Genomic DNA, 16,010 nt, shown 5'->3' with positions numbered 1-16,010 from the left:
GCTATGTGAAAGTAGGACATTACCAGGCTTCAAATTGTAGAGAGCCCGACTAGAAATAGTCGGGCTTTTTTACGTCTGCAGAAAAGTAAAATGTGCGCAATTAACACACACTCATATCGCGACACAAAGATAGTGTAGCATTTCACTGTGGCTCTCCACCGCTGTGGGCACTACGACATCACCAGGCTTCAAATTAAAGAAACCCGTTACAGCAATGTGACGGGTTTTTTGCTGTTTTGGATTTAATAAATAGCCAAGAGCCCATGCCGAACTCAGTAGTGAAACAAAACAGCTCGAAGGCGAGCCCCACTGAAGGCCGCCCTGACACAAAGATAGTGTAGCATTTCACTGTGACTTTCTACCGCTGTGGGCACTACGACATCCTACTGCGTAGCGCACCGACCTCAAATTGTAGAGAGCCCGACTAGAAATAGTCGGGCTTTTTTACGTCTGCAGAAAAGTGAAATACGCGCAATTAACACACACTACATCAACACCCATCACGTAGGGCGAGCGAAGCGACTCCCGACGCTAGAATCACAACAAAACCCCTCAATATCTCAGTCGGCCATTATCCCAGTCCGACCTCCCAATACAGTAGCATTTGCTACGTGACTTTCTACGGCTGTGGGCACTACGACATTCTACTGCGTAGCGCACCGACTTCACATTGTAGAAAGCCCGGATCTAACGATTCGGGCTTTTTTACGTCTGCAGAAAAGTGAAAATATATTTCAATGAGGGTTATGCTTGTGCGTAGTTTGACTTATTGCCAAGCCATCTATGAATCAGAGGATCCACATGTTGAGGGTATTGTTTTAGCATTTGCTGCGCGATAGGTCTTACTTGATTAAGTGTTTGTTTGTCGCGCGTTAAGTCTGCAATTTTGAATTCTGCTAAACCAGTTTGCTTTGTGCCGAGAACTTCACCAGGGCCACGAATTTCTAAATCGCGCTCTGCTATCACAAAGCCATCGTTACTATCGCGTAGTACACCTAATCGCTTTTGAGCGGTATGAGACAGTGGTGCGTGGTATAAAAGCACGCAATGCGATGCAGTAGCGCCACGGCCAACTCGCCCACGTAATTGGTGTAACTGCGCTAAGCCTAAGCGCTCAGGGTTTTCTATAATGATTAAGCTCGCATTAGGGACATCTACACCAACTTCAATAACGGTAGTGGCAACTAAAACATGTATAGTACCTGCCTTAAACTCGCTCATAATGGCTTGTTTTTCAGCTGATTTCATTCGTCCATGTACTAAGCCTACGTTTAGCTCTGGTAATGCTTCTTTTAATTGCAGTGCACTGTCTTCGGCGGCTTGGCATTGCAGTACTTCAGATTCATCTATTAGTGTACATACCCAATAAACTTGGCGGCCTTGCTCATTACAGGCTAATTTAACGCGGGCAATAATATCGTCTCTGCGAGTGTCTGGAAGTGCTACTGTTGTAATTGGCGTACGCCCTGGTGGTAACTCATCAATTACAGAGGTTTCTAAGTCGGCATACGCTGTCATAGCGAGTGTGCGTGGGATGGGTGTTGCAGTCATGACCAGTTGATGGGGATAGCAATCACCAAACTTACCTTTTTCACGCAGTGATAAACGCTGATGAACACCAAAGCGGTGTTGTTCATCAATAACGATAAGCACTAAGTTATTAAACTTAACTTCATCTTGAAATAAAGCGTGAGTACCTACAATCATTTGCGCTTCACCAGAGGCTATTTTTTCAAGTGTTGCTACGCGCTCTTTGCCTTTTGTTTTACCGCCAAGCCAAGCAACTGTTATACTTAGTTGATTAAACCACGTTGTAAAATTAACACCATGTTGCTCTGATAAAATTTCAGTAGGAGCCATTAAAGCGACTTGAAAGCCTTGCGCGATGGCTGTTAGTGCACTAAGTGCTGCTACTAGGGTTTTGCCAGAGCCTACATCGCCTTGTACTAAACGCATCATGGGATACGCGTGTTGCATGTCACCTTTAATTTCAGCAACTACGCGGCTTTGCGCATTTGTGGGTGAAAAAGGAAGTTGCTCTAAAAACTGGCTTTCTAATGTGTTTACTGGATTTAATGCCACGGCTTTAACTTGTTGCCCTTGCTCTCGCACTTTTAATAAGCTGAGGTTTTGAGCAAGTAACTCCTCAAATACAAGGCGCTGTTGAGCAGGGTGAGTACCTTGCTCTAATGCAGTTACATCAACATCATTTGGTGGGCGGTGCAGTAATAATAAGGCGTCACTTAGTGGCATGTTTGATGGCTGCCACTGTGAAGGCAGTAGTTCTTCTACTGAGTATTTATTTAGTAAATCAATAGCCTGTTCGCTTAAAGCTCTAATCGATAGTTGCTTTAAACCTTCGGTAGTTGAATAAACGGGCGTTAATGTTGTCGCTACCGGCTGCTCGTTAGAGGTATCGCTGATGCTGTATTCAGGATGACTCATTTCAAAGCCAACACGGCCACGGCGCACTTCACCAAAGCAACGTATTATTTTACCAGCACTAAATGCGTTTTTTTGTGCGGCGGTAAAATTAAAAAACCGTAATGTTAGCCTGCCAGTACCATCATTGATTTGGCAAACAAGCATGCGCCTTTTACCAAACGTGATTTGGCTTGTTTCAATTGTTGCTTCAACACTCACGTGGCTATGTAGTGACAACTCATTAATCGCGTATAAGCGAGTGCGATCTTCGTAGCGAAGTGGTAAATGAAAGAGCATATCTTGCACAGTTAAAATACCTAGCTTCAACAAGCGCTCGGCCATTTTTGGACCAACCCCTTTAAGTTCTGTTATTGGGTATTGGCTTAAGCTAGGTTTAGACAAAGTAGGCTCAACTTTTGTTATTTAATGTAGATTAAGTGTACTTACAGAGTGTAAGTGCATCAAGTATGTTTTAAAGCTTGCCAAAATTGCTCATCAGCGACTATTTCGCCGTTTTCATCAAGTGCAGGGTAAGGTAATTTTTTTTGTTTACACTGCCTTGCAATAATAGGGTGACAACCTTCGAAATAAAGCGGGTGCTTAACTTCAGCGCTGAGCATATCTCTATTGTATAAACCTGCAAGTTCACGCTGGCGCTGTGCTTCAAACAATATTAGCGCAGCAGCAACTGAAACATTTAGCGATTGCACCATGCCTTGCATTGGAATAATAATATTTTGATCAGCATATTCTAGGGCTTTTTCTGAGATCCCTGTTTTTTCTTGTCCAACAATAATAGCCGTTGGCTTGGTGTAATCTACTTCTCTAAAATCAACGGCATCTTCTGATAGGTGAGTCGCGAGTATTTGTATTTCTGGATTGCGTTCACGCATTGCAGTAACGGCATCATCAATATTTCTATGTAAGTGCGTCTCTAGCCAGTTTTTACTGCCACCTGAGGTATTATTTGTTAGCCATTTTTGCTTTTCAGGCCATACAGCATGTACGTGATGGCAACCAACCGCATCAGCACTTCGTACTATTGCAGATAAGTTATGGTGTTTGTGCACGTCTTCTAAACACACGGTTAGGTCTGTTTGACGGCGCGAAAGTACGTCTTCGATTCTTTGATAGCGAGTTTGCTGCATGGTTATCCTCTTTTTTCGGCAATTATACGAGATTTTTGCAGTTAAGGCATTACCGTACGGCTAATTGGATTTTGTAGAGAAATAAGTGTTTCTGTTGATTGAATGGCTTCTATTGCCTGTATTTTATTAATCAGCACATCTTGTAAGTGATCAATGGACTTTGTCATTACCTTTATAAATATACTGTAGTTACCTGTTGTGTAATAAGCCTCTACCACTTCCTCCAATGCTTCTAGCTTTATAAGCGTTTGCGGGTAATCACGTGCGTTATTTAAATTAATGCCTATAAAGCAGCACACATCGTAGCCCAGCTGTTTAGTATTAATCGTTAATTGGGTGCCTGTAATGATCCCTGCTTGCTTCATTTTTTCAATTCTTACGTGAATTGTCCCAGCGCTTACATTAAATCTTTTTGCTAATTCGGCGTACGCAGTACGGGCATTTTTCATTAATGCATGAAGTATCTGTTTATCGAGATTATCGATTAAATAATTTTCCATTATATATTTGTCATAAAATTATCGAATATATGGTTTTTATACCACTTAATTAATGGTTTTTGTATATTAAAGCTATTTTTGTTATGGGATATTGAATTAATCCTTTAAATCGTTAAATTAACTTCATTAGAGGCGCTCATTAGAGCGTTTTTATCAATTAAGCAAGTAACAATAACTGGGAATGAGGCCAATTATTATGAGTTCACACTATGTGCAGCAACAGCAGCAAATAAGTAAAGTTAAGCAATTTTTTTCACAACAACTAGAAACCCAACTTGGGCTGGTTGAGGTTCAAGCCCCAATTTTGGCTAAGGTTGGCGACGGCACGCAAGATAACTTAAGCGGCCATGAAAACGCAGTTGCTGTAAATGTGAAAGCGATTACAGATAGCCGCTACGAAGTGGTGCATTCACTGGCTAAGTGGAAACGTAAAACACTCGCAACTTATGGCTTTGGTGTTGGTGAGGGTATTTACACTCAAATGAAAGCTTTGCGCCCAGATGAAGATTCATTAAGTCCTATTCATTCTGTATATGTTGATCAGTGGGATTGGGAAAAAGTAATTAACAAAACGACAGAGCGTTCGCTGGCAACACTAAAGCAAACTGTTCAATCTATTTATAAAGGGATAAAAGAGACGGAAGCTTTTGTAAGTGAGTCTTATGGTTTGACGCCTTTTTTACCGGACGACATTAAGTTTGTACACAGTGAAGAGCTACGTAAAATGTATCCTGACTTTAGCGCTAAGCAACGCGAAAAAGCCATTGCACAAGAATATGGTGCTGTATTTTTAATTGGTATTGGTGGCGCACTTGGTGATGGCAAAATCCATGATGTAAGAGCCCCAGATTACGATGATTGGTCTACGCCAACATGCGATCAATACATGGGTTTAAATGGTGATATTTTAGTATGGAACCCAGTACTTGAAGATGCATTTGAAATTTCATCAATGGGTATACGTGTAAGCCCTGAGGTTTTAAAAGCGCAGTTAAGGGTTACTGGAGATGAAGACCGCTTAGAGTTTGATTGGCATAAAGCGCTACTACAAAGTAAATTTCCGCAAACAATTGGCGGTGGAATAGGGCAGTCGCGCTTGGCTATGTTACTACTGCAAAAGCAACATATTGGACAAGTACAGGTTAGTGTGTGGCCAAATAAAACTTACGATACAGTAAGTGATTTACTTTAGGGTATATGAGGAGCTATTGATTTGAGTGCCTGTATTTGCACTCATTTCTAGTGTGTTTTAAACTCGATTTCTACTTTATTATTCAACAACTTTACATTGCATGGTGGGTAATTACGGATTGTTTTGAGTACTTTATTAAAAATATGAATTTCTACTCCAGAATGCAAAACAGTGTTAACAGCAAGGTTTGCATCACTAAGCAAATCATGTAACTCATGATCTAAGCTCGAAAGGCGTTTTTCTAATTGTTCAGCCTGTTGGCAATAATGCAGTTGTGTAGCGCCAATTTTGGCAATTAGCTGATTCTTTTTATCAATATCTTTAACTAAATCAGCTTTTTCGAGAGCAGCTTGAAGAGTATCTAATTGTTGATCTGTATTTGCTAAATCTTTAAAGCAATTGTCTGTGTCAGCAGTTATTTCAGCGCCTGAAGCTGCTAAATTTATTGCCATTTTTGCGCCTGATTCGTTTCCGATTTCACCAGCAATGAGCGTTGTAGCATCCAGTATTTCACCACCAAAAATTTTACCTTTAGGTAAGTCTGTTTGACCAACTTGTAGTAATTTTTTCGCTTTCATAACACAGTGGCTAGTTTGGCGATCAATAAATATGTTAGCTGCTTCTATATAACAATACTGTGAATGAGAAACATGGACATCTCCAGTACAAACTAATTTGCAGGATAACGATTTATCCTCAGGCTTTTGATGGCCAATTACACCTTGCTTCACAGTGATATTACCGCCAGCAGTAAGCTCCCCTGATTCGACAGTACCTAAGATAGTAATATCGCCTTTTGCGTTTATTTTCATACCAGGATCGATGTTTCGTGTAACAATCACACTGCCTTCAAAGTCGATATGGCCACTTTTCACATTTACATCAGATATTGTAAAAATATCATCTACACGCATTCCGTTATTAATTTCTACAGGAACGCCGGCAATAGTAGAGACTAATTCCATAGGGTTTAATTTTGATATTTCAGTGCCTTCACCTGCGACCAGTTGTTTATTTTCACCAGGTTTAGCGGTAAGTATATCACCGACTACTGTGAAGCCCTCTTTACCAGGGGTTGCGGGGTGCTGTCGAATAAGTACTGTACCAGGTTCTACACTTGCGAGTTTTCCAAAGTCACGCATATCAACGCTGCCATCTTCTTTTAATTTTGGCGCGTTTAAACGATCTTTTAGGGTTTCTACCACTGTTACTAATTTTGTCGCTAATCCATCACTTGGAAGCCGCCCTTTGGCGAGAGTACCTTTAACGATTGTCCCAGGTGATAGCTCGGCTTGTTTTTCTAGTAATTGTTCTAAAAATACTTGCTTGTAGCCACGAACTATTCCAGCTTTAACAAGGTGTTTTTTCGCATCATCTAGGCTTAGCTGCTTACCGCCCTGAGCGAGAGTGAGCTCGCCTATAGCTAGCATTTTATCATCGCTAATTTCTATCTTGATTGCGGCATCGTACTTAGTTGCAACAACTAAAACTGACTCAGTATTTTTATTTTTGAAGAAGTTGTTTATGGCTTCATGATCGATTTTACAGTCACAAAAAGTCGACATTTCGAGAGCTTCAATCACGAACGCAGCACTCGGCGGAGCGTGCTTACTTACATCAAGTAAAATATTTCCATTATGAGCAAGCTTAAACACTAGTTAATCCTTCTCTACTACTTAAGTTAAGTTTGAGTATATTACATAATAACAGATTGCTAGAAATTTACTTTTGAGTCAAGAAAACAAAACGAGGTTATGGAGAAATAGAGCTATAGCTGGGACCATAGCTCGTAGGTAATACTAATTAGTTGAAGGTAGTTCCATTATTCCATCTATCTCAACTTGCACACCTTTTGGCAGCGCACGCACACCAATTGCGGCACGAGCAGGGTATGGTTGTTTGAAGTATTGGCTCATTACTTCGTTAACAATAGCAAAGTTAGATAAATCAGTAAGGTAAATATTCACCTTAACTAGGTCGTGTATCTGACCCCCAGCTTCTTCACATACAGCAGCAATGTTTTTAAATACTTGATGTGTTTGTTCGCCAAAGTCTTCCGAAATAACTTCCATAGTCTCAGGTACTAATGGTATTTGACCCGATAAGTAGACAGCCGTTCCTACTTTAACGGCTTGGCTATATGTGCCTATTGCTGCAGGCGCTTTGTCGGTAGAAATAAATGCTTTATTCATGTGTTTCCTATTTTATTTTTTACGATAGACTTTTTGTACATCAGGCATAACGCGAATGCGTCGCATAATGTTAGCAACGTGGATACGGTTTTTAACGGTAACCCCTAAATCTATCACGTATAAATTACTTTCTTTTTCATCAGTGGCTATTTCCACAATATTGGCTTGGGTAGTCGCAACAACATTGGTTAACTTTGCAAGCGCCCCTTGATGATTAATAATCTCGACTCTAAGGGCTGCAATATATTCTTTCTCTGGATTATCGTCCCACTTTACAACTAAGTATTTAGAGCGCTCACTTTCCCAGCCGCGAATATTTTTACATTCCTGGCGATGAACAGTTAATCCTTTGCCTTGGCTTATATGTGCAGTTATTGCATCCCCAGGTACAGGGCGGCAACACTTAGAGTAATTAACTAACATACCTTCGGTGCCAATAATGGTTGCTTTGACTTGGTTGGTAATGTCTGTTAAATCATCGTTTTCGTTTTGTAATAAGCGTTTAGCAATTAACATGCTCATCAGATTACCAGAGCCTATTGCTACTAGTAACTCAAGTAGTGTAGAAAGTTCATGTTCTTCAAGTACTCGCGCTATATTCTCATCAGGAATACTGTCGAACTTATTTTCACCAAGTGCGGAGTCGAGTAAACGCCTACCCAATAACAGCGCTTCCTCGTGATGCTGACTCTTAAGGTAGTTACGAATGCCTAACCGTGCTTTACCGGTAACAATAAAGTTTAGCCAAGTTGCATTTGGGTGAGCCCCAGAGCTAGTAATTACTTCTACTGTTTGGCCGGTATCAAGCGCTTTACTCAAAGGGTAAGGTTTGCGATTTACTCTTGCCCCTACGCACGTATTTCCAACGTCAGTATGTACAGCGTATGCAAAATCAACAGCTGTTGCGCCCATTGGTAATTCAACGATTCGGCCATCTGGCGTAAATACGTAAATTTCTTCAGGGAATAGCTCAGTTTTTACATTTTCTATAAATTCAAATGATGAGCCAGCACTTTGCTGAAGCTCTAATAAACTTTGCATCCATTGGCGAGCACGTTGTTGTGACGTATTGCCCGCGCCATCACCTGATTTTTTATACATCCAGTGTGCGGCCACGCCTTTGTCTGCCATATGATCCATGTCGTGAGTACGAATTTGAATCTCAACAGGTATGCCGTGTGGGCCAACTAAAGAAGTATGAAGTGACTGATAGCCATTGGTTTTAGGCACTGCAATATAGTCTTTAAAGCGCGTTTCAATAGGCTTATAAAGGCTGTGAGCAACACCTAATACGCGATAACACGTATCCATAGAGTCAACCGCAATTCTAAACGCGTAAATATCCATGACTTCGTTAAATAACAGTTCTTTATTAAGCATTTTTTTATAAATACTATAAAGGTGCTTTTCGCGGCCCGATACCGTCGCTTTTATGCCTGACTCTTCAAGGCGCGCTTCAATTTCGTTTTGAATATTTGAAATAACTTCTTTTCGATTACCACGTGCTTTTGCAACTTCAGATTTAAGTGCACGATGGCGCATAGGGTATAGAGCTTGAAAACCTAAATCTTCAAGCTCATTTTTAATGTCGTGAATACCTAAACGGTTTGCTATCGGCGCGTATATTTCTAGTGTTTCGCGTGCTATACGGCGGCGTTTATCGGGGCGAAGAGCACCCAATGTGCGCATATTATGCGTTCTATCAGCAAGCTTGATTAAAATAACTCGTATGTCTTGAGTCATAGCCATAATCATTTTACGGTAGTTTTCGGCTTGGAATTCTTTTTTATCTTTAAAGCTGAGCTTATCGAGCTTACTTACACCTTCAACCAATTCAGCAACCGTTTCACCAAAAATTTCAGCTAAATCTTGTTGGCTAAAATCAGTATCTTCAATTACATCGTGCATTAACGCGGCCATGAGCGTTTCATGGTCAAGATGCATGCCGGCAAGAATTTGAGTTACTTCAACAGGGTGAGTAATATAAGGTTCGCCACTTGAGCGAGTTTGTCCTTCGTGGGCCTCTCGGGCTACCACGTAAGATTTTTGTACCAGCTCTACATCTGCAGCAGGCAAGTATTCAGAAATTTTCTTTTTAAGACCTTCAAAAAGATACATTTACACTCCAATGTTCTAGGGCCCGTTGACCTTTCAGGATTAAAATTCGTTCAATCTAGGGGCGATTTAATCGCGGCGCGAGGTTTTTAGCCTAGCGGGCTAAGTAAAAACCGAGCAACAAAGAGTAAATTGCCCCTAGGCAGAACCCTTCGGGCTGCGCATGTTTGGCACTTATGTTGCGTTATCGCTTATGCATGGGGAATAACCACACTACATAGGCTCTGCCTTGCCTAAATACCAAGCATGCTTTTGCAAATTTAACCTCGAAAGATAAACAGGCCCTAGTGAAGTAAATTAGGTAAGTTACGAATATACGATGAAAAGAATGGATTGCCAACGGCTATAGTAGAAATACTGCGCCGTTGGCTAAATCAGACCGGGAGGTCGATTATTGATTGCCACCAACAATGGCAGCAACAGCAGCTAGTTCTGCTGCTTCTTGGTGTTGTTGTTCTTCACGGTCAATTAAGTCCATTGAAGCGCTATCAACTAAACCTAATTCAATTTCACGTAAAGCAACAACCGTTGGTTTATCGTTTTCAGGGTCTACTAGTGGCGTTTTACCACCAACAGCAATTTGGCGGGCACGACGAGCCGCAACTAAAATTAAGTCAAAACGATTACCAACTGCATCTACTGCATCTTCAACTGTTACGCGGGCCATCACAGCACTCCAAAAATAATTTAAAAGCAAAGGCGTAGTTTACTCCAAGGAGCCACATTCGCCAATAGCCAGTGTTCAATTTTTATCAGTTTTACTCGCCTAAGCCTAATTTAAATAGGCTTAAATTATTTAAGCAGACTATTTAGTAAAACTTGATGACGATCTTCTTGAGCTTTTAGGGTTAAGCGTTGAGCCATTACAATTATTTCTATATCAGCAAGTGCGCTCTCAAAGTCATCATTTACAATTACAAAGTCATACTCGTTATAATGTGACGTTTCAGATTGTGCTTGTGCCATACGTCCGGCAATAACGTCAGCCGAATCTTGGCCACGGTTATTTAAACGCTGCTCTAGCTCTTTTTTTGAAGGAGGTAGAATAAAAATGGTTTGTACGCTTGGCATAATTTTGCGCACTTGCTGCGCGCCTTGCCAATCAATATCTAAAAACACATCAATACCCGCATCAAGTTGCGACTCAATAGCTTGCTTTGATGTGCCATAGTAATTATCAAATACTTGAGCCCATTCAAAAAAGTCATTTTTTTCAATTAGCGCTTTAAACTCATCTGTAGAGACAAAATGATAATGCACGCCATTTTCTTCACCGGGGCGAGGAGAGCGAGTCGTGTGCGAGACCGATACTTTCATATCAGTATGCTTTTTTAATAACGCATTGATTAAGCTTGATTTACCAGCACCAGAAGGCGCTGATAAAATAAATAAGTTACCGCGAGTTTGTGCCATGTCTTTCTCTACCTAAAAATAAATAGGCTTGGGTTACAAGTAAGCCAAGCCTTTAATTAACTGTATTGTACTTTAATTAGCTCTTAGTGCTCAAGTTAGGTCGAGAGTATTTTGCTAAGTTGCATTTTAAATAAAATTACAATTATTAGTAATACTGAAAGAGTGCCGTGATACAGCACCTAAATGGTTTAGTTAAGCAACAAAGAGGCCAATAAAGTTCAGAAAACAAAGGCATGATCTTTTATTAAAAAAACATTATAGTTAGTTTATTGTTAACAATAACCAATATGTAGAGATCAAACTATGGATAAAAATATATCTCGCCGGTCAGTACTTAAAATATTAGCTGCAGGTGTTGTTGCTACTGGCGTTTCTGGTTGCAAGAATACTTTAGGTGCTGCAACCTCTACAATTACCACCGGCACTAAGCCTCACCGTGATAACTGGCATAAAACGTATAATAGAGTATGGCTTGGTAAGCAATATTGGGCTAACCCGATGGAGGATTGGCGTGTTGTTAACGGCGCTGCTGAGTGTATAACAAGAGGAGGTAATCGAAGTGTTCACTCCCTGACGCACCAAATAACTCATCTTGATCAAGCTTTTACAATGTCGGTTCAAGTTTCACGCTTAGAGCAAAATAGTAAAGATGGGGGCGCAGGTATTCGCCTCGGAGCTAAAAGTGAATTAAACGAATACCGTAGTAACTGTTTTATACAAGAAGGTTACGACCTTGGTATCAAAAATAATCATTTAGTTTTAGGTAATAACACAACATCTCTAGTTACACCGATAGATAATCACGAGATTACTTTAAGTTTAACGGGCACGCCGCAGTCGGGTGCAATGGCCTTGGAGTTAGTTGCTAGCTTAAGTACATCAGGATCAATAATAGGAACTCTGACGCATTTAGTCCCAGCATCTGAATTATTAGGTAATGTGGCGCTTGTTAGTAACTTTTCTATTGCATCAGTAACTTCACAAAATGTGCCGGAAGATAAATTAGGCGCACGTTACAAATTTAGTAATTGGAGTATGCAAGGTGAGGCTTTTTCAGTAATTGATGAGCAAAAATTTGGTCCTATACTTTGGACTATGTATTCGCTAAGCGACACATTGAGCGATGAAGGTTTTGTAATGAAGCTGAGCGCTTACACCGGGCCAATAGGCGAGCAAGATAATCAGCAAATAGAACTGCAAGTACAGCGTAGTAATCAATGGGTGTCTATTGACACTCAGATCATTGATCATGACGGTTGGTTAGCTACTTTTCGGATTATAAATTGGGATGAAACACAAGACACCCCTTTTAGGGTTGTTTACCGTGAAAAATATACCGACGGCACAGAAACCCCCGACATTTATTCAGGCAATATAAAAGCAAACCCAAGTGGTAATAAATTACGCATGGCAGCCCTTACTTGTCAAAATGACTATGGTTTTCCTTACGAACCTGTTGCTCAAAATGTCAAAAAACTACACCCAGATATTGTTTTTTTCTCGGGCGATCAAATTTATGAAAGTCATGGTGGATTCGGTGTGATTCGTACCCCAGACAACTTGGCAATTTTAAATTATTTACGCAAGTTCTATCAATTCGGTTGGTCTTTTAAAGAGGTTATGCGTAATCAACCTACCATTTGTTTGCCTGATGATCACGATGTACTGCAAGGTAACTTGTGGGGCGAAGGTGGTGCAACGATGAAAAACATTTCAAAAGACCCATCGGCAAGTGTATTAGGTGGATATATTGACTCTACGCGAGTGATTAATATGGTACATAAAACCACTTTGAATCATCATCCAGACTCGTATGATCCAACTCCAACTAATGGTATTAGCTCATATTTTAGCAACATGTTGTACGGTGGAGTAGGTTTTGCAATTCTTGCCGACAGGCAATGGAAAAGTGGCCCTGAACGCATTAATGTAGCCGTGGGCGAAACAGGGCAAAATGAAAATCCGCTTTTTTATAATCCTGCATTTAATCCTCCTGGATTAGATTTACTGGGTAAGCGACAAGAGGATTTTCTTGAAAAATGGAGTAAAGACTGGCGCGGACATAATTTAAAAGCAGTATTAAGCCAAACAGTGTTTGCTGCTATTTCAACGCATCAACCTTTACCTGATCGCTTCTTAAAATACGACTTTGACTCAAGTGGTTGGCCAGCATCGGCACGAAACCGAGCAATCGACGCAATGCGCGATTCTATGGCATTACATATTTGTGGTGACACGCACTTAGGTTCTTTATCGCAATATGGGGTAAATCAACAACGAGATAGCAATTGGGCCTTTTGCACTCCAGCTATTTCAGCCGGTTGGCCAAGGTGGTGGAAGCCAGATTCAATGAATATGCCCCACCAAAATCGTCCTGCCCATGGGTTAGCTGAAACCGGTGAATATAAAGATACTTTTGGTAATAAAATTTACGTGTATGCCGTAGGCAATCCAGAAGTCGGTAAATCAAATAACCGATATGTCAAAGCTCATGAAAAAGGCAGTGGTTTTGGTTTTATAACGTTTGATTCTCAAAAGCGAACTTATACAATGGATGCATATAAGTTTTTAGTTGATGTGGCAGATGGTAAAGCGAGTAATCAGTACCCCGGCTGGCCTGTTACTATTCATCAGCAAGAAAACAAAGGTAACAATATATTGGGTTAATTACTTATAAAATATAAACGGCCAATTTAAGGCCGTTTTTGTTTTCAATAATGCAGAGAGAATTAATTATTCTATATTCTGGATCTAAATATAGATTGGTGTATTTAATTTTATATTTATCAATGGTTTATTTTGTTTTTGGTGCTTTGTTTGTGTTTTTGGTAACCGCTATGGTAACCACTTGGTTTGTGGTTTAAGCTTTTACATAAATATTTGTATGAGTATAAATTAGGAAAAACTGAGCTACGTAGTGAGCCTACAATCAGCATCTAATGTTATTAGCTAGTGCTCTAGTGAATAATATAAGTTAGTTCTCTTCACTACTCAACATAAAGTGTTTCGATATGAGACATATGTTCATTACATAACCTTTGCTCCATAATCTTAATTTGTATATTATCTCAACTAATAAGAACAATGGATTAGCTGTTTAGTTACTAACTAATACGGCTGGCAGGGAATAGTATGTCGTTACCAGATTACCAATCATTCATGACCCCATTACTGCAATGCTTAGCTAATGGCAAAACCGTAAAGCTTAAAGAGATTGAAGCAAATGTTTATCAAAGCCTAAGCTTATCGGCTGAGCAGCTTAAACTGCGTATTCCTAGCGGCAAGCAAACTTATGCCTACCACCGCTTAAGTTGGGCTAAAACTTACCTTGTTAAAGCGGGTTTAATTGAGCAACCTAAAAGAGCCTTTTGTACCATTACGAGCAAAGGTTTATCGGCATTAGCAACGGGCGAGCAAATTAATAATCAGTATTTAAGCCAATACCCTGAGTTTTTAGACTTTAAAACCCGTACTAAAGATACCAGTGATTCACTAGACGAAAACACCACCAGCTTAGTAAATAGCAACTCACACAAAACACCAGAAGAGCTTATAGAAGCCGCAGTAGATACACTCAACACTAACTTGAGCGACGAAATACTACAGGCAGTGCTTTCGGCCTCACCTACATTTTTTGAAAACCTTGTAGTCGATTTAATGCTAGCTATGGGTTATGGCGGCTCACGTAAAGATGCAGGGCAAGCTACGCAGTATACTCAAGATGGTGGCATTGATGGCGTAATAAAAGAAGATAAACTCGGCCTTGAAATGATATATTTACAGGCTAAGCGCTATACCAATAAAACAGTGGGTAGACCAGACATACAAGCCTTTGCAGGTGCGCTTGATATGCACCGCGCTAAAAAGGGCGTGTTCATCACCACAAGCGGCTTTAGTAAAGATGCACTGGAATATGTAGGCTTAATTGAAAAGCGCATAGTGCTGGTAGATGGTAAACAACTTACAGAGCTAATGCTTACCCATAATTTAGGCGTTAGCACCAAACAGGTATTTGAAGTAAAAGCGCTTGATAGCGATTACTTTATTGAAGATTAAACCCAATAAAAAGGATTTTAAAATGGCGATTAAAGCTACAGCTGTATTATTTATAAAGCTTGGTTCAAAAGGTGATTACGAGCGTGAGTGCATTGAAAAAGAAGGTACAATAAAGTTAGATTACAGGCAAATTCCTCATGAGTTATGTCTAAGTAATAACTGGGATAAAGTGAGTGAGTTTGTAGCTATGGAATACAATACAAACAAAGCTTCGACAACAAGCCATCGAAATCAAATTAAAAGGTTTTATACCGAGCCTAAAACAACAATGTGGATTACATTTTACGACTGTAAATTGTGGTACTGCTTTGCTGAAGAAGAAATTTTGCTTGATGAGAGCAGTAGAACAAAATCACGTAAAACAGTTGATGGTTGGCGCAGTGTAGATAATCAGAATAATTCACTTTTCATACAAGCTCTAAGTGGCAAGTTAACTAAAGTACAAGGCTTCAGAGGTACAATTTGTGATGTTAAAGAAAAAGAGTACCTGCTTAATAAAATCAACAATACTCAACACCCTGATGTTAAAAATGTAGAAACGAATTTAGTATCACTTAAGCTCTCTCTTGAAAAAATTATCCAGTTGTTGTCACCGCAAGATTTTGAAGTGTTTGTCGATTTGATATTTCGTTCATCGGGGTGGTCAAGAGTTGGCTCTGCGGGTAATACAATAAAAACGCTGGATATAGAACTCTTGGCGCCAGTCACCGGAGAGCGTGCCATTGTTCAGGTTAAATCACAGAGTAACCTAAGTTTATTTAAAGAGTATGAAGAGCGATTAAATATAGAGGGTTATGATAGAGCTTTTTATGTGACCCACACACCAGATAAAAAACTAAGCGACCATATTAATACAATGGATAAGAATAATTCAATTCAGGTGTGGGATGCTGAAAAGCTTGCTGATTTATCAGTGAATGCAGGATTAATTGAATGGCTTGTAAGTACTGTAGGCTAGAACCCTGAGAGC

Annotated in this window: 12 protein-coding genes; 4 read left to right on the top strand and 8 right to left on the bottom strand. The window is 40.1% G+C overall.

The window, feature by feature from the left end; genetic code table 11:
* Positions 1–744: 744 nt before the first annotated feature.
* Genes recG through asnC form a run of 3 tightly spaced genes read right to left on the bottom strand, consistent with a single transcriptional unit; the run spans position 745 to position 4,072 of the window.
* The gene (recG, locus tag DC53_RS09370) at positions 745–2,826 is read right to left on the bottom strand and encodes an ATP-dependent DNA helicase RecG (RefSeq protein ID WP_033030022.1); all 2,082 of its coding nucleotides are present in this window, start codon (positions 2,824–2,826) and stop codon (positions 745–747) included.
* Positions 2,827–2,885: 59 nt separating this feature from the next.
* Positions 2,886–3,572 carry a tRNA (guanosine(18)-2'-O)-methyltransferase TrmH gene (gene trmH, locus DC53_RS09375; protein WP_007580009.1) on the bottom strand — a complete coding sequence of 229 codons (687 nt, stop codon included), beginning with the start codon at positions 3,570–3,572 and terminating at the stop codon, positions 2,886–2,888.
* Positions 3,573–3,613: 41 nt separating this feature from the next.
* Positions 3,614–4,072 carry a transcriptional regulator AsnC gene (gene asnC, locus DC53_RS09380; RefSeq protein ID WP_033030020.1) on the bottom strand — a complete coding sequence of 153 codons (459 nt, stop codon included), beginning with the start codon at positions 4,070–4,072 and terminating at the stop codon, positions 3,614–3,616.
* A gap of 196 nt (positions 4,073–4,268) precedes the next feature.
* Here asnC and asnA point away from each other — a divergent pair, with 196 nt between their 5' ends.
* Positions 4,269–5,264, top strand: coding sequence for an aspartate--ammonia ligase (asnA, locus tag DC53_RS09385; RefSeq protein ID WP_033030017.1), 996 nt, complete (start codon positions 4,269–4,271; stop codon positions 5,262–5,264).
* Between the two features lie 47 nt (positions 5,265–5,311).
* Here asnA and DC53_RS09390 read toward each other — a convergent pair whose 3' ends face one another.
* The 5 genes from DC53_RS09390 to gmk all read right to left on the bottom strand — a co-directional run bounded on the left by DC53_RS09390 (position 5,312) and on the right by gmk (position 10,984).
* Positions 5,312–6,919, bottom strand: coding sequence for a flagellar assembly protein A (locus tag DC53_RS09390; RefSeq protein WP_033030016.1), 1,608 nt, complete (start codon positions 6,917–6,919; stop codon positions 5,312–5,314).
* A gap of 144 nt (positions 6,920–7,063) precedes the next feature.
* Positions 7,064–7,456: a RidA family protein gene (locus tag DC53_RS09395; RefSeq protein WP_007378833.1), complete on the bottom strand. Its 393-nt coding sequence runs from the start codon at positions 7,454–7,456 to the stop codon at positions 7,064–7,066.
* A gap of 12 nt (positions 7,457–7,468) precedes the next feature.
* The gene (spoT, locus tag DC53_RS09400; RefSeq protein WP_008139659.1) at positions 7,469–9,574 is read right to left on the bottom strand and encodes a bifunctional GTP diphosphokinase/guanosine-3',5'-bis pyrophosphate 3'-pyrophosphohydrolase; all 2,106 of its coding nucleotides are present in this window, start codon (positions 9,572–9,574) and stop codon (positions 7,469–7,471) included.
* A 388-nt stretch (positions 9,575–9,962) separates the two neighbouring features.
* Positions 9,963–10,238 carry a DNA-directed RNA polymerase subunit omega gene (gene rpoZ, locus DC53_RS09405; RefSeq protein ID WP_007378835.1) on the bottom strand — a complete coding sequence of 92 codons (276 nt, stop codon included), beginning with the start codon at positions 10,236–10,238 and terminating at the stop codon, positions 9,963–9,965.
* A 125-nt stretch (positions 10,239–10,363) separates the two neighbouring features.
* Entirely contained in the window at positions 10,364–10,984 is a 621-nt protein-coding gene (gene gmk, locus DC53_RS09410) for a guanylate kinase (protein WP_033030015.1), read from the bottom strand.
* A 303-nt stretch (positions 10,985–11,287) separates the two neighbouring features.
* Between gmk and DC53_RS09415 the strand changes: the two genes are divergently transcribed.
* The 3 genes from DC53_RS09415 (at position 11,288) to DC53_RS09425 (ending at position 15,998) form a co-directional block, all read left to right on the top strand.
* A complete protein-coding gene (locus DC53_RS09415; protein ID WP_033030003.1) occupies positions 11,288–13,651 on the top strand; it encodes an alkaline phosphatase D family protein in 2,364 nt (787 codons plus the stop codon).
* 465 nt (positions 13,652–14,116) lie between these two features.
* The gene (locus tag DC53_RS09420) at positions 14,117–15,040 is read left to right on the top strand and encodes a restriction endonuclease (RefSeq protein ID WP_033030000.1); all 924 of its coding nucleotides are present in this window, start codon (positions 14,117–14,119) and stop codon (positions 15,038–15,040) included.
* On the top strand, positions 15,012–15,998 hold the full coding sequence (locus tag DC53_RS09425) for a PDDEXK family nuclease (protein ID WP_131649268.1): 987 nt from the start codon (positions 15,012–15,014) through the stop codon (positions 15,996–15,998). Before DC53_RS09420 ends, DC53_RS09425 begins: the two co-directional genes overlap by 29 nt.
* Positions 15,999–16,010: the final 12 nt, after the last annotated feature.

Source organism: Pseudoalteromonas fuliginea (assembly GCF_000690055.1).
GTDB classification, from domain to species: Bacteria; Pseudomonadota; Gammaproteobacteria; order Enterobacterales; family Alteromonadaceae; genus Pseudoalteromonas; species Pseudoalteromonas fuliginea.
This window is presented reverse-complemented; position numbering and strand designations above follow the sequence as displayed.

What these genes read in the sequence shown, in the direction of transcription:
- trmH (WP_007580009.1), bottom strand. Translation starts at nt 3,572, where the DNA reads ATGCAGCAAACTCGCTATCAAAGAATCGAAGACGTACTTTCGCGCCGT.
- asnC (WP_033030020.1), bottom strand. Translation starts at nt 4,072, where the DNA reads ATGGAAAATTATTTAATCGATAATCTCGATAAACAGATACTTCATGCA.
- asnA (WP_033030017.1), top strand. Translation starts at nt 4,269, where the DNA reads ATGAGTTCACACTATGTGCAGCAACAGCAGCAAATAAGTAAAGTTAAG.
- DC53_RS09395 (WP_007378833.1), bottom strand. Translation starts at nt 7,456, where the DNA reads ATGAATAAAGCATTTATTTCTACCGACAAAGCGCCTGCAGCAATAGGC.
- spoT (WP_008139659.1), bottom strand. Translation starts at nt 9,574, where the DNA reads ATGTATCTTTTTGAAGGTCTTAAAAAGAAAATTTCTGAATACTTGCCT.
- rpoZ (WP_007378835.1), bottom strand. Translation starts at nt 10,238, where the DNA reads ATGGCCCGCGTAACAGTTGAAGATGCAGTAGATGCAGTTGGTAATCGT.
- gmk (WP_033030015.1), bottom strand. Translation starts at nt 10,984, where the DNA reads ATGGCACAAACTCGCGGTAACTTATTTATTTTATCAGCGCCTTCTGGT.
- DC53_RS09415 (WP_033030003.1), top strand. Translation starts at nt 11,288, where the DNA reads ATGGATAAAAATATATCTCGCCGGTCAGTACTTAAAATATTAGCTGCA.
- DC53_RS09420 (WP_033030000.1), top strand. Translation starts at nt 14,117, where the DNA reads ATGTCGTTACCAGATTACCAATCATTCATGACCCCATTACTGCAATGC.